Origin of the sequence: Ferruginibacter sp. (assembly GCF_049840995.1) — a bacterium.
Taxonomy (GTDB): Bacteria; Bacteroidota; Bacteroidia; order Chitinophagales; family Chitinophagaceae; genus Ferruginibacter.
The window spans coordinates 514,379-527,914 of sequence record NZ_JASGIP010000004.1; the positions used below are offsets into that span (position 1 = coordinate 514,379).

At 42.5% G+C, this 13,536-nt stretch carries 13 protein-coding genes; 6 read left to right on the plus strand and 7 right to left on the minus strand.

The window, feature by feature from the left end:
• Positions 1-7: 7 nt before the first annotated feature.
• Together QM738_RS13020 and rlmN are read right to left on the minus strand one after the other, a co-directional pair.
• Positions 8-682 carry a hypothetical protein gene (locus QM738_RS13020; RefSeq protein WP_462277158.1) on the minus strand — a complete coding sequence of 225 codons (675 nt, stop codon included), beginning with the start codon at positions 680-682 and terminating at the stop codon, positions 8-10.
• 246 nt (positions 683-928) lie between these two features.
• Positions 929-1,969 carry a dual-specificity RNA methyltransferase RlmN gene (rlmN, locus tag QM738_RS13025; protein ID WP_462277159.1) on the minus strand — a complete coding sequence of 347 codons (1,041 nt, stop codon included), beginning with the start codon at positions 1,967-1,969 and terminating at the stop codon, positions 929-931.
• Positions 1,970-2,191: 222 nt separating this feature from the next.
• On the opposite strand from rlmN, the gene QM738_RS13030 reads away from it, so the two are divergent.
• A complete protein-coding gene (locus tag QM738_RS13030) occupies positions 2,192-3,385 on the plus strand; it encodes a thiolase family protein (protein WP_462277160.1) in 1,194 nt (397 codons plus the stop codon).
• On the opposite strand, the gene QM738_RS13035 is transcribed toward QM738_RS13030, so the two are convergent.
• From QM738_RS13035 to QM738_RS13055, 5 genes are read right to left on the minus strand one after another with little or no spacing between them, the layout of a single operon-like run.
• Positions 3,380-4,564 carry an FtsX-like permease family protein gene (locus QM738_RS13035; protein WP_462277161.1) on the minus strand — a complete coding sequence of 395 codons (1,185 nt, stop codon included), beginning with the start codon at positions 4,562-4,564 and terminating at the stop codon, positions 3,380-3,382. The two genes, QM738_RS13030 and QM738_RS13035, sit on opposite strands and share 6 nt — an antisense overlap.
• Before the next feature lie 12 nt (positions 4,565-4,576).
• A complete protein-coding gene (locus tag QM738_RS13040; protein WP_462277162.1) occupies positions 4,577-5,218 on the minus strand; it encodes an ATP-binding cassette domain-containing protein in 642 nt (213 codons plus the stop codon).
• 49 nt (positions 5,219-5,267) lie between these two features.
• Positions 5,268-6,950 (minus strand): DUF4836 family protein, encoded by a 1,683-nt coding sequence (locus tag QM738_RS13045; protein ID WP_462277163.1) that lies wholly within the window; start codon positions 6,948-6,950, stop codon positions 5,268-5,270.
• A 30-nt stretch (positions 6,951-6,980) separates the two neighbouring features.
• The gene (gene hisS, locus QM738_RS13050) at positions 6,981-8,369 is read right to left on the minus strand and encodes a histidine--tRNA ligase (RefSeq protein WP_462277164.1); all 1,389 of its coding nucleotides are present in this window, start codon (positions 8,367-8,369) and stop codon (positions 6,981-6,983) included.
• Between the two features lie 8 nt (positions 8,370-8,377).
• The gene (locus QM738_RS13055) at positions 8,378-8,830 is read right to left on the minus strand and encodes a low molecular weight protein-tyrosine-phosphatase (RefSeq protein ID WP_462277165.1); all 453 of its coding nucleotides are present in this window, start codon (positions 8,828-8,830) and stop codon (positions 8,378-8,380) included.
• Between the two features lie 232 nt (positions 8,831-9,062).
• Between QM738_RS13055 and QM738_RS13060 the strand changes: the two genes are divergently transcribed.
• The 5 genes from QM738_RS13060 (at position 9,063) to QM738_RS13080 (ending at position 13,486) form a co-directional block, all read left to right on the plus strand.
• Positions 9,063-9,878: an energy transducer TonB gene (locus tag QM738_RS13060; RefSeq protein WP_462277166.1), complete on the plus strand. Its 816-nt coding sequence runs from the start codon at positions 9,063-9,065 to the stop codon at positions 9,876-9,878.
• A gap of 24 nt (positions 9,879-9,902) precedes the next feature.
• A complete protein-coding gene (locus tag QM738_RS13065) occupies positions 9,903-10,229 on the plus strand; it encodes a hypothetical protein (protein WP_462277167.1) in 327 nt (108 codons plus the stop codon).
• Positions 10,229-11,167, plus strand: coding sequence for a PstS family phosphate ABC transporter substrate-binding protein (locus tag QM738_RS13070; protein ID WP_462277168.1), 939 nt, complete (start codon positions 10,229-10,231; stop codon positions 11,165-11,167). The genes QM738_RS13065 and QM738_RS13070 overlap by 1 nt, the downstream gene beginning before the upstream one ends.
• Before the next feature lie 72 nt (positions 11,168-11,239).
• Positions 11,240-12,967 (plus strand): tetratricopeptide repeat protein, encoded by a 1,728-nt coding sequence (locus tag QM738_RS13075; protein ID WP_462277169.1) that lies wholly within the window; start codon positions 11,240-11,242, stop codon positions 12,965-12,967.
• 123 nt (positions 12,968-13,090) lie between these two features.
• A complete protein-coding gene (locus QM738_RS13080; protein ID WP_462277170.1) occupies positions 13,091-13,486 on the plus strand; it encodes an NADH-quinone oxidoreductase subunit A in 396 nt (131 codons plus the stop codon).
• Positions 13,487-13,536 lie beyond the last annotated feature (50 nt).

Below are 13,536 nucleotides of genomic sequence, written 5' to 3' on the forward strand. Positions count from 1 at the left end.
ACAGTAATTATTTTGCTGCTCTTTTATCCATTCTTTCTTTCCTCATTTCTTCCATTTTTTTCAGCTGCTCATCAGTGAATATCTTTTTATTGCTTTCTTTCATTTCTGCCCTTAAAGAGGCCAGTTTTTCTTTTTTAGCCGTACGGTCCATGCTGTCATTTTCTTTTATTGCTTTTAATTTCGCTATCATGGTTTCCCGCTGTGTTTTCAATTGTGCCACTTGTTTATCGGTAAGATTCAATCGTGTTTTCATCTTATCCATTCTTGCGGCATATTGTTGCTGGCCTTTTGCTTTGGCAGTGGCTTTTAGCTGCGCCATTTTATCTTTTTGTTCCGGCGTAAGCAGGCTTTGCATTTTAGCAGCCTGTTCTTTACGTAAAGCAACTTTTCTGTCCCTTGATTCTTTTACAGTAATGTTCTCGTTCTTATTCAGTTCCTGTAATTGTTTTTTGTAATCTGCACGGTACAGTTTTGCCTGCGATTTTTGTGCTTCTGAAAGATTCAATTGCTGGGCCACACGATGATGGCGGTGGTGCCTGCGGAACTTGCGGTGACGGTGATGTTTAATAGCCTCTCTTTTTCTTTCATTCTTTATATGTGGTCTTGCTGAGGGGCTGGTTGTTTGTGCGCTGGCAGCAGATACGGATACCAGGGCGATCAATGCGATCAATAATTTTTTCATGGTAATTTATTTTTTTAATTACCAATAGACCTTGAATATGGGGAAGGGTTTAATGGGGGTGGAAGTTTTAGTGGCAGGATGGGTTGGCAGGGAGTGGTCAGACGGGGGCGTCAGAGCAAACACGATCAGACGAGGGCGTCAGATCGGGGAACACGATCTGACCGGGGCGTCAGATCGAAAAACACGATCAGACGAGGGCGTCAGATCGCGGAACATGGTCTGACGCCCCCGTCTGACCATGTGTTGTTATTTCTTATTGGCCAGTTGCCCGCAGGCTGCATCAATATCCTTACCCCTGCTGCGGCGCACCCTTACATTTACTTTATGTTTCACCAAATGATCGGTGAACAATTGCGTGGTATCTTCATCAGGTTTTATAAAGGAAGCGCCATCAATAGGATTGTATTCAATTACATTCACGAGGTGCGTAGGAATTTTCCGATAGATCTTAACCAATGCATCTGCATCTTCAATAGAATCATTCACATCTTTCAGTAAAATATATTCCAGCGTGATATCATTCTTAGTTTGTTCGTAAAAATAATTCAAGGCCTCTACCAACACTTCAATGTTGTTGCTTTCGTTGATGGGCATAATGGAATCCCGCTTTTCATCGGTAGCCGCATGTAATGAAAGGGCCAGGTTAAAACGCACTTTATCATCGCCCAGTTTTTTGATCATCTTAGCAACACCGGCAGTGGAAACGGTAATGCGTTTGGGGCTCATGGCCAGGCCGTCGTTGCTGGTGATCTTATCAATGGCCTGCAATACATTGGCGTAATTGAGCAATGGTTCGCCCATACCCATAAACACAATATTGCTGAGTTTTTTATTGTATACTTTTTCGCTCTGCTGGTTCAGTTGCGCCACCTGGTCGTAGATCTCATCAAAATTCAGGTTGCGTTTGCGTTCCATTTTGCCGGTGGCACAGAAGGAGCAGGTAAGGCTGCAGCCTATCTGGGAGGACACACAGGCCGTATTCCTGTTCTCGGTAGGTATCAACACACCCTCGATAAAATGCCCGTCATAGGTCTTAAAACGTGATTTTAAGGTGCCGTCGCTGCTGATCTGCGTGGTATCGGTGGTAATGGCGGGCAGGCTGAAATGTTCGGCCAGTTTGGTACGTAACTCCTTGCTTAAGTTGCTCATGTCATCAAAACTGGTGGCGCTTTTCTTCCATATCCATTCATAGGTCTGGATGGCACGGAATTTTTTATCGCCGATCGATTCAAAGTATTCTTTAAGCTCCGGAAGAGAGAGTGTACGTATATTTTTAACTGTGGACATACTGCAAAGATACTTTATGTAGAATTAATCGCTCAAAAGAGGGTTTTTGAGCAAACCGAAACGATTGAAGGGCGCAAATGCAGCCTGGAGCAGTGAAACAGGATTATTCCATAAATTTACGCTTTATAAAAGCTGAATAAAATAATACGGTACAAGAGTTCGACGCCAGTGAAGATGAGAACAGCTTCATAGCACGGCTCAAAAAAAGAAAGGCAATTAATTATGGAACCAGTTTATGTAATTGACGCGATCAGGACCCCTATTGGTAAATACGGCGGCGCTTTAAGCAATATCAGGCCCGACGACCTGCTGGCTTATGTGATCAAAACATTGATCAAACGCAATGATGCCATTGATGTAAATGCCATTGAAGATGTGATAGCCGGTGCTGCCAACCAGAGCGGCGAAGATAACCGCAACGTAGCGAGGATGGCGGCATTGCTTGCCGGGTTACCCGTAACCGTTAGTGGCAATACGGTGAACCGTTTATGCGCCAGTGGCTTACAGGCCATTATGGATGCAGCAAGGGCCATTGCCTGCGGCGATGGCGACCTGTTTATTGCCTGCGGCGTGGAAAGCATGAGCAGGGCGCCTTTTGTAATGCCGAAAGCCACAGCCGCTTTTTCAAGAGAGAACCAGGTGTTTGATACGACGTTAGGATGGCGTTTTGTAAATAAAAAATTATCGGAATTATATTATCCCTACAGCATGGGCGAAACTGCAGAGAATGTAGCAAGGCAATGGAATATCAGCCGCAATGCGCAGGATGAATTTGCTATGGAAAGTCAGCAGAAATATGCCAAGGCGTTGGCTGCTGATAAATGGAAAGAGGGAATCATTCCATTACAGGTGCAGGTGGGCAAAGATGTGTTTGATTTTGATAAAGATGAACATCCGCGTTTATCGAGCCTGGAAAAACTGGGGCAGTTAAAACCTGCTTTTGCAAAAGACGGCACCGTTACAGCAGGTAATTCTTCCGGCATTAATGATGGTGCTGCAGCTATGTTACTGGCCAGTGAAGTTGCGGTAAAAAAATATGGTTTGCAACCCATGGCAAAAATTGTGAGCATGGCGGTTGCTGGTGTTGATCCATCGGTAATGGGCATCGGTCCCGTGCCTGCCACTAAAAAAGCGTTGGAAAGAGCAGGCTTAACTGTTGCTGACCTTGACCTGGTGGAACTGAATGAAGCTTTTGCATCACAATCCATTGCCTGTATACACGATCTTGGTCTTGACCTGGAAAAAGTAAATGTGAATGGCGGCGCTATTGCTATCGGTCATCCATTGGGTTGCAGCGGTGTAAGAATATCCACTACTTTATTATACGAACTGAAACGCCGTAAGGCAAAATATGGTCTTGCAACCATGTGTATTGGGGTGGGGCAGGGCGCAGCAGTTGTGTATGAGGCTTTATAATTTGTACAATAGTTTTTTCACCAACCTGAAATTTACCGCCACCGAAATAAACAGCAATAATACTGCTATTGCTGCTACAGACCAATGTATGAATGGTGACAGTTCTTCGCGGTCGTTCATAGCAAAATGCTGAAAGCCCCAATGCAAAATGGCAGTTGCAATTACTGCTGCTATTACTACTGCTATGTAAACAGGGATCCATTTTTTTGCTACCGTCTTACTCAACCACTGTGGTGAATAACCCAACGTTAAAAGCAATTGCAGGTTCTCTTTACTTCTTGCGATCATCAATTGTAAATAAAAAGAAAACAAAACAGTTGCCAACAATATCACTAATACACCAAAGCCTGCAAGCCCGGTTACAATAGCCTGTAAGATCTGTTTTATCCTACCGAATTTTGTTTTGTCTTTATTAACGTGGTAATTCTTTTGTTGCAGAAAATCCAGCAACTCAGGATTGTTGGCATCTTTTGTTTTAAGATACACTCTTGAAGCAGGCACATTTTCTTTCGCCTCCAGTTGCTTGTTCATCGCATCCAAAAAATTGGCAGGCACGAGAATGCTGTTGATGCGGTCGCTGAATGCCACTATATGCGACCTGAATTGTCTTTCGCCATTACGTCCATCGCAGTTTAAAAAAAGAGCTATGCCCATGGCCGATTTCTCAGATAATTGCGGAAGGTCCCAGCTGGAAGAAAATACATTGTACATTTCCAACAGATCGGAGGAAAATATCACGGGCACTTCTGCCTGTCCTTCCTGCCAGGTAAAGTTGGGCGGCACCGTATCAATAAAATTATCCGGAATGGCTTCAATAAATATGTCTGTACTGAAGGGGATCACCTGGCCGGCGCTGGCCACCACTTTAAACTGGTTCGATCTTAAAAGCGCAGCATCTGTTATAAAAGGCTGTGATTTTATTTCTGCAAGATCCTGTTCTGTAAAACGATTGTCCTTTGCCATGTTTTGATCGGTGATGGTCTTTGTAACCGATATAAAATCAAAACCTGTTTTTTTAGGATTGCGTTCTTTTAAAAGCTGGTTGATATTGATGTACATCTGCACAGAACACAGTAACAACAGCACACCAATGCCAAGCCCAAAATAACTTAACCAGCGGCTGGCCCTGTTTTCCCCGGTGTTTAAAAATGGAGCGATATTTTTAAAAGACAAATTCATAATGCGGTGCTGTTATAAATGTAATGTTCTTCCTGCTTTAAAATATTCTATTGCTTTAAGATCGGCCAAAATGATGGACGCTTTTCTCAATGCAGCTTCTTCTTCTATCAGTTCCATCGCGATCTTACGGTTCTGTTCATCCAGGTGACTGAAGGGTTCATCCAGTAATAAAAAATCAAAAGGTTGTTGTAAAGAACGGATGATGGCAATACGCTGCTGCTCGCCATAGCTGCAGGTTTTACAAAGTTTCCCGAGTTTATTTTCAATGCCCAGTCTTTTTGCCATGTCAGCGATCCTGCTTTCGGAATGATAGGGTTGCAGTTGTCTTTTAATTTCTAAATTCTGCAATACCGTTTGTTCGGCAAACAAACGCAGGTCCTGGAAAACAATGCTGATATGCTTTTGCCGATATACTGAAAATTCTTCTGCATTAAAACCGGCTATATTATTGGTGTCATATAAAATGCTGCCGTTAAAATCCTTTCTCAGTCCATATAAAAAATGGATCAGAGAAGTCTTACCGCTGCCGCTGGGCGCAACGATCTGTATCATTTCGCCGCTGCTGAAAACATTGCTGCAGTTCCATATCTGCGAACGGGCGATCTTTTCTTGTTCAATAAAAGTGGGAACAGGTTGTTGCAGGTGTATTTGCATAAAAAATAAGCCTGTAAATATTATTTACAGGCCTGTGTTGGTATAAAAATTATTTATGTTTTTTAGCAGAATCTCCCAGTGCGGATAATGGCGGATAAGTGATCACCTCAGGTTCTTTAACTATTTCTTCCTGGTGTTTTTTCTTTTCTTCCAACGCTACTTTACCCACTAAACCGGTATATTGATTCAGCTGTTTCAAACTGTTGGTATTCTTATCCATGAAATTAATTTCTGCGGTCTGTGTAATGCCGCCATCTTCATACTCGCCGCCTTTCATGTATACATTATCCCAGGTTTTAAGCGAGGCTTCATAAACAACTTTTGCAGCACTGTCTGCTGTTAAATTTTTCTCCAGCGCTTTTAAAATGTATTGCACATTCACATAAGCGCCAAATGGCTTACCGCTGATCTTGCTTAAAAAATCGTAATTGTTATTGCTGCCTGCAAAATACTTATCGATATTTTCTTTGGAGTTACCAATAGCAAACAGTTTCCCGTTGCTGTTGTAGGCAACCGGCACAGATGAGGGAATATCTTTTCCGAATTTTTCGCCTGCTTTTATTAAAAGATTAAAAGCATCTTTATCTGCAATAGAACTTGCAAAGATCAGATCGGGTTGTACCGTTTCATCTTTGATCTCTTTGCCTCCGATCGAATCTGTTTTTGTTTTTTGTGTAAGCCCTGTCAGTGCGATCATGATATCACCTTTATTGGCCTTGATAAAATCATCCAGGCTGAATCCTGCAAAAGCCAGTCCCATATTTGCATACCCTTCCACACCCAGCAATTTTAAAAATTCTTTTATTCCTTCGGGTTTAAAGCTCATTGCGAATACAGCTGCCACATCTTTTGAAGGCAGGCGTTTGATCATATCTTCATCAATATCCTTGCCACCGTATTTTTTATATAACGCAGATAATTCTTTACCGGCATAACTTTTTGCATCAACGGATATCTTACCGTTCTCAAAATTTACTGCTGCTGTTGTAAAAGCGCCTTTGTATAATTCGGCAAGATTCAGCATTGCCAGTGCAGGATTCAGCGTATTGTTCTTATTCAATGCTTCGCTGTTCATCCAGAAATGAAGATCGCCCGGTTTTTTTACCAGTTCAGTGAATTTTGCATCATCACCTAAGGAGTTACTTTCTTTCAGGTCAAAAACATCTTTGCAGGTCTTCATCAGGTCACGGCTTTTTAAGGAGCTGCCTGCATTATCCATTGCACCTGACCAACGATGCATACCCAATTCCGGAACATCGGAGATCACTACAAATTTTTCTTTATTCCATCCCACACATACCGGCGCTTTGCTGATGAATTTTACACCGTCTTTTTCATTTTCACTGCCGCCTTCTGTTGCATCTATCCAGAACTGCCTGAATTTTTCTGCATCTTTAACGGTGCCTGTAAGCGCCACTATACCACCAAGCGAATCTCTTTGTGCAAAGAACAACAGATCGGTCTTTGTATCGATACCGCTGTTATCAGGATTGTCCAGTACTTTTTTTGCAAAGGCAGGCACAGAAGTATCGGCATACATTTCCTGGAATAAGGCATTTTGTTTTATTTCTTCCCAGGGTAATTTGGAGGATAAAGAAGCCCCGTCTATATGCATTACAATTGCAGCATCTTTGGGAGCATATCTTCCCTGCTTATTGGTTTTGGAACAGGAAGCCAGTGCCAGCAAAAGCGCAGCAGCCAGTATAGTTTGGATACGAAAACGTGTTTGCATAAAATTGATTTTGGTTTTGATACGATAAAATTATTTTGGTAACCCTTCATTGCTGTTAAAAAAAGCCGCAAGATCTTCAAAAGCCAATTCCTTTTGTTGGCCGGTAGCAAGATCTTTTACCTGGCATCGCTGCTGTTCCATTTCTTTGCTGCCGATGATCACTGCAAAAGGGATGTTCTTTTTTTCGGCATAATTAAATTGCTTGGCGATCTTCGATTCTTCTTTATGATACATTTCGCAGGCAACACCGGCTTTGCGCAATCGCTGCATCACATCAAATGCCACGGCACTTTCTTTTTCACCCATATTAAAGAACAATGCTTTGGTGCTTACCTGTAAATCAGCAGGGAACAGCTGCAATTCTTCCAGTACATCATAGATCCTGTCCACACCAAAACTGATACCAACACCGGGTATGCCATTCACACCAAATAAACCGGTAAGATCATCATACCTGCCGCCGCCACCAATGCTGCCCATCTGCACATTGGCCGGTGCTTTGGCTTCATAAATTATGCCGGTATAATAATTCAGTCCGCGGGCCAGGGTAAAATCAACAATTACGTTTTTACCTTCCGTGTGTGCCAACACTTTTTTTATTTCAGTAAGGCCGGCGCCGCTTTCTTCAATATGCCCGATCAATGCCGTCAGCTCACCGATCTTTTCAGTATTGCTTCCGTCAATGGAAATATATTTTTCTACAATGCTAACCTGTCCCTCTGTCAAACCTCTTGCTACCAACTCCGCTTTTACCTTTTCAATGCCAATCTTATCCAGTTTATCAATGGCAACAGTAATATCGGTGAGCTTGCCGGATGCGTTGCATGCCTGTGCCAGTGCCGATAATATCTTCCGGCTGTTGATCCGCAATTCATAACCCTTTAAACCCAACCGGTTGAAAACCTCGTCATAGATCAATGCAAACTCTGCATCATTCATTAAAGAATGGCTGCCTACCACATCCGCATCACATTGCGTGAACTCACGGTACCTTCCTCTTTGTGGTTTATCAGCTCTCCATACGGGCTGTACCTGGTAGCGCCTGAAGGGAAAAGTAAGTTTGGTGTGGTTCATGGCCACATATCTTGCAAAGGGAATAGTAAGATCGTATTTCAATGCTCTTTCTGTAACATCCACGCTGTTCTTTCCTTCCAGTACTTTTTCAAAACCATTTTTTGCTTTATCAATATTCTTTGGATCGTTAAGACCGTTGTTCAGTATTTTAAAGATCAGTTTATCACCTTCTTCTCCATATTTACCCATCAGTGTTTCCAGGTTTTCAAAAGCCGGTGTTTCCAGCGGTTGAAAACCGTATAATTCAAAAACTGTTTTTATTGTGGCAAGAATGTGATTCCTTTTCCGGATCACGTCGGCTGAAAAATCCCTTGTTCCCTGCGGAATGGACGGTTTATTGCTCATTTATGCGCTTATATTTTATTGATTATTTTTTCACATGCTGCATCGATCATTTGATACACTTCATGGTAGCCAGGTTCGGGCCCGTACCATGGATCGGGCACATCCCTGTTTTGCCCCGGGTATAACTCGTTCATTAAAAGATCCACTTTGCCTGCATCAAATTTTTGTTTTGCAATGCTCTTCATATCATCGATCACATCGCCGGCCATGGCATATATCTTATCATACTTTTCAAAATCAGCAGCTGTAAACCTCCTTGCCACCTGCTGGCGGATATCGATACCATGCTGCAATGCCACTTTTATACTTAACGGATGCGGATGTTCGCCTGTATGATAACCATTGGTGCCGGCGCTTTCCACTACCCAGTTCAATCCTGCTTTTAAAACTTTATCCTGCAAAATTCCTTCTGCCAGCGGGCTCCTGCAAATATTGCCCAGGCATACCATCAAAATCTTCATGCCGCAAAGATAAGCGGGAAGGAGCAAGCCGCAAGGGGAGTAGCTGCAAGGGAAATAGCCTCAAGGGAGAAGCATACTTTTTACAGTACCATGCTTTTCCCTTGAAGCTTGCAGCTATTCCCCTTGTTCTGGCTTTTATGGAATCTGCTGCTTCCTTCATCTCATTGTTGAACAAGCGCTTGTTTCAAAATATTCCTCACCTTCCCGCAAAGGCGGGAGTAAAACTAACATTATGGATGCTGAATTAATTTTGAAAAGCGATGTGCTGGATATAGTTTTTGAAAACCGTAATAAAACCTATGGCGCTTATGACCTGCGGAAGTTTTATGATAACCGCCTCATAAGATCCATTGGGTTGATGCTGGGCACTGTGACCATCTTATGCGCCTTTACATTTATACCAGATAAGAAAAAGCCGGAGAAAAACTGGATCGTTTCAGATCCGGTCTATCTACCCAACGAAAAAAAAGAGGAACCGAAAGAAAAAAAGGAACCGCAAAAACACACGCAGCCCCAAACAGTAAGCACAAAAAAGTGGGTGGCAAATTTTGAAATAGTCAAAGACAGTACCAAAACCGATATACTGGATGTTTTGAAAGAAAACACTGTACTGGGTACTGAAACAATGGATGTGCCGGGCGGCGATGGCCCCGGGCCGGTTGTAGGAGAAGGAGGTGGAGAAGGAACGGATCCCGGTCCTGCAACACCTGCTCCAGAAGTGGTGGATGTAACCACGCCGATGGATAATCCCGATGTGGAGCCCACTTTTCCCGGTGGTATGAATGCACTGGCGAAATTTTTGAAAAAGAACCTCACCAATCCCAGGGACCTGGAAGAAGGAGAGATGATCAGTGTTAAAGTAAGGTTTGTGGTGGGCAATGATGGTAAATTGAAATCATTTACCACTGTGCAGGATGGCGGCGAAGAATTTAACAAAGAAGTAATACGTGTGTTGAAGAAAATGCCCGACTGGACACCCGGTCAGTCAAAAGGAAGGGACGTATCAGTTTATTGTACCATTCCTGTAAAGTTTGTAGCAGAGAACTGACAGAGTACAATATAATTTTGTACTTTGGCAGTCCCGAAAAAATTAAAACTGCAAGGGTGCGATACGCTTGCAGTTATTTTTAAAAAATATTTTATGGCGCTGGAAGAATTTGAAAGAGAACAAATGAGCGACCGGGAAAAACACCTGGTACGCATGAAGAGTATCACTAATTATACCATGGGCGTATTTTTTATAGGCGTAGGGTTTTTCTTTATGTTCCCTATCCAGTCTACACAAAACTTCATAAGTAAGTACGATCCCACTGCTATAAAACTCTTTGCAGTGATATGCTGGATCTATGGTTTGTTCAGGTTGTACCGGGGCTATAAAAAAAATTATTTCAGGAACTGATGATGTTTAAAAATTACAGGTTCATTTTTTTTGCGGTGCTTTGCTTTGTTGCATTACTGTCTTGCGATGACCAGCCTAAAGATAAAAAAACAGTTACCGATACTCCCACCAGCGGTGTTATCAACATCAGCGTGGATGAAAGTTTTAAACCGGTAATTGAAGAGGCGATAAAAGTATACGAAGGTTCTTATCCCGACGCAAAGATCATTGCACATTATAAACCTGAAGCAGATTGTTTCAGGGATTTTTATTCCGATACCAGCAACCGGATGATCATTGTTACCCGTGGGCTTACCAGTAAAGAAAGCCGTTTTTATACCGACTCCTTAAGTTATACACCCTTTAGTAACCGTGTGGCATGGGATGCTATTACTATTGTTACCAATAAGAACAGTGGTGATACAGTGTATACCCTGGATGACCTGAAGCAACTGCTGACGGGAAAAAAAGGCCACAGTACAAAAGTGGTTTTCGACGGGTTGAATGCAACCAGTACCGTACGTTTTGCTGTAGATAGTATACTGCATGGCGGCAGCTTTGATACCAGCGTGGTAAAAGCAGTAAAAAACAGCCAGGAAGTGCTGGATTATGTGGCTTCCAATACCGACGCGATAGGTTTTGTGGGCATCAGCTGGATCGGTAACCCGGAAGATACTGCACAGGTGCATATGTTAACAAAACTAAAAATTGCTTACGTGCAATGTAGTTTATGCGATAGTACGCCCTATGTAAAACCCATGCAGGAGAGCATCAATACTAAAAGATACCCTTTGGTACGTGGTTTGTATTATATCCTCAAAGAAAATTATTCTGGCCTGGGATCGGGGTTCGCCCAGTTCCTCACGTACGAAAGAGGCCAGTTGATTTTCAGGAGAGCTTACCTGGGGCCGGTGATGGACTTTAGTTTGAGGCAGGTAAACATCAACCAGAATTTATAAAAAGTTTATGTGGAAAATAGAAGCTGATGTTTATAAAATTGATAACATTGTAAAGTAAAACAGCAAAATAAAATGAACAAGTTCAAAGCAATCGTATTCTTATTGGCCGCTGTGCTATTTGGAAACTTTGTAAATGCGCAAAGTATTGATGAAGGAAAGAAATTTCTCTACTACGGGAAATTGCTCAGCGCCCGCGCTACATTTGAAAAATTAGTGGCTGCCAACCCGGCTAATGCAGATGCTGCCTATTGGTTAGGCCAAACATACCTTGCCGCAGATGATAAAAATGATGTGGATGTTCCTGCAGCAAAAGAAGTTTACCGCAAAGCACTTGAAGCCAGCAGCAACAGCGCCTTACTGATAGCAGGTATGGGCCATGTGGAATTGCTGGAAGGCAAAACACAAGACGCACGTAACCGTTTTGAAACCGCTTTGTCTTTAAGCAGCAGTAAAAATATCGCTGTATTAAATGCAATTGGTTTGGCCAATGGCGATTTTGATATTAAGAATGGTGATGCCGCTTATGCAGTGGAAAAACTGAAACTGGCTACCACGTTAAAAGGATTTAAAGATCCTGAAACCTGGTGCCTTTTGGGTGATGCATACCGTAAGCTGGGCGATGGTGGTGCTTCATTATCCGCCTATCAAAATGCATTGACTGTTGATCCAAAATATGCAAGGGCTAAATACCGTATCGGTAAAATCTACCAGACACAGGGCCGTAGCCAGGAAGATTTGTACATGCAGTATTTTAATGACGCAATAGCGCTGGATGCTAACTACATTCCTGTATATTTCAACCTGTACAATTTATTTTACCAGTACAATGTGGTGAAAGCTGCAGAATACCTGGAAAAATATCTGAACCTTATGGGCACCGATGAACCACAGGCTTGTTATTACAGAACCACTATTAAGTATGCACAGGGTTTGTTTGCAGAAACTGTTACGCAGGCCAACTCCTGCATCGCTGCAGGCGGCGCCAATCCTGATCCACGCCTGTATGGTGTATTAGCTTATGCTTATACAAGGCAGAATGATTCTGTGAATGCAAAACAGGCATTTGAAAAATTCTTCCAGTTACAGAAACCTGAAAAGATCGGGCCAACCGATATCGGTACTTATGCAAATGTGCTGTTGAAGTTCCCGGGTAATGAAGCAAAAGCTGCAGAGCTGGTGGACAAAGCTGTTGCACTTGATAGCACTGAAGCTGGTAAAGTAACATTAATGAGGACCATGGCATCAAAATTTGAAGCACAGAAAATGTATGCCGATGCCGCCACCTGGTATAAAAAGATAGCTGATACCAAGAAAGCATCTACAAAGACCGATATCTTTAACTATGCCAACAATTACAGCCGCGGCGGTAATTACCAGGCTGCAATTGACGGATGGACCTTGTACACTACCAAATATCCCAACGAAACTTATGGATATTATATGACGGCTGTTACACAGTCCAAGATAGATACCACGATGGCACAGGGCCTTGCTGCACCAAGCTACCAGAAAGTGATAGAACTGGGCGAAGCGCAATGGGCTACCGATTCAGCTAAAGTGAAAACACATTTACTGAATGCCTACAAATATTTTATCCAGTATGTGTATAACATTAAAAAGGATAAACAAGGCGCTTCTGATTATGCGGCAAAATATCTTGCAAAAGAGCCTACCGATACAGAAGTACAGGATATCAAGAAGCAACTGGATGCTCCTGCAAGGCCGGCAACCCCTGCAAGACAACCTGCTGCAAGGCCAGCTGCGCCTAAAGCCCCTGCACCTGCAGCAAAAAAAAAGTAAAAGGTAAAAATTAATACATATATCCCCGTTACCAAAAAGTAACGGGGTTTTTTGTGCCCTTTAATATTGAATATTGCTATCGCTGCCTTATTTTTGCGGATAATCTAATAATATAATATCCGAATGCAGTTTTTCTTTCTCCAGGTAGCCAATTCCAGTAATGCAACTAATTATTTGCCGATAGCCCTGCAACTGGTATTTGCAGCGGGGTTAATTACCACCATCATGGTGCTGTCTAATTACCTTGGCCCCAAAAGAAAAACAGCTGATAAACTGGTGAATTTTGAGAGCGGTGTGGAAATAAAAGGCAATGCCCGCCAGCCAATGGCCATCAAATACTTTCTCGTGGCCATCTTATTCGTTTTATTTGATGTGGAAGTGATATTCTTCTATCCTTATGCAGTTAATTTCAGGGAACTGAAATGGGATGGATTTTGGGCTGTAGTAATGTTTGTTGGTCTGTTTGTTGCTGGATTTATATATATCATCAAGAAAGGGGCGCTGGATTGGGAAGACTAATGAGATGGCGAATATAGAATGTCGAATGTGATTCGATGTTTAACTTTTTA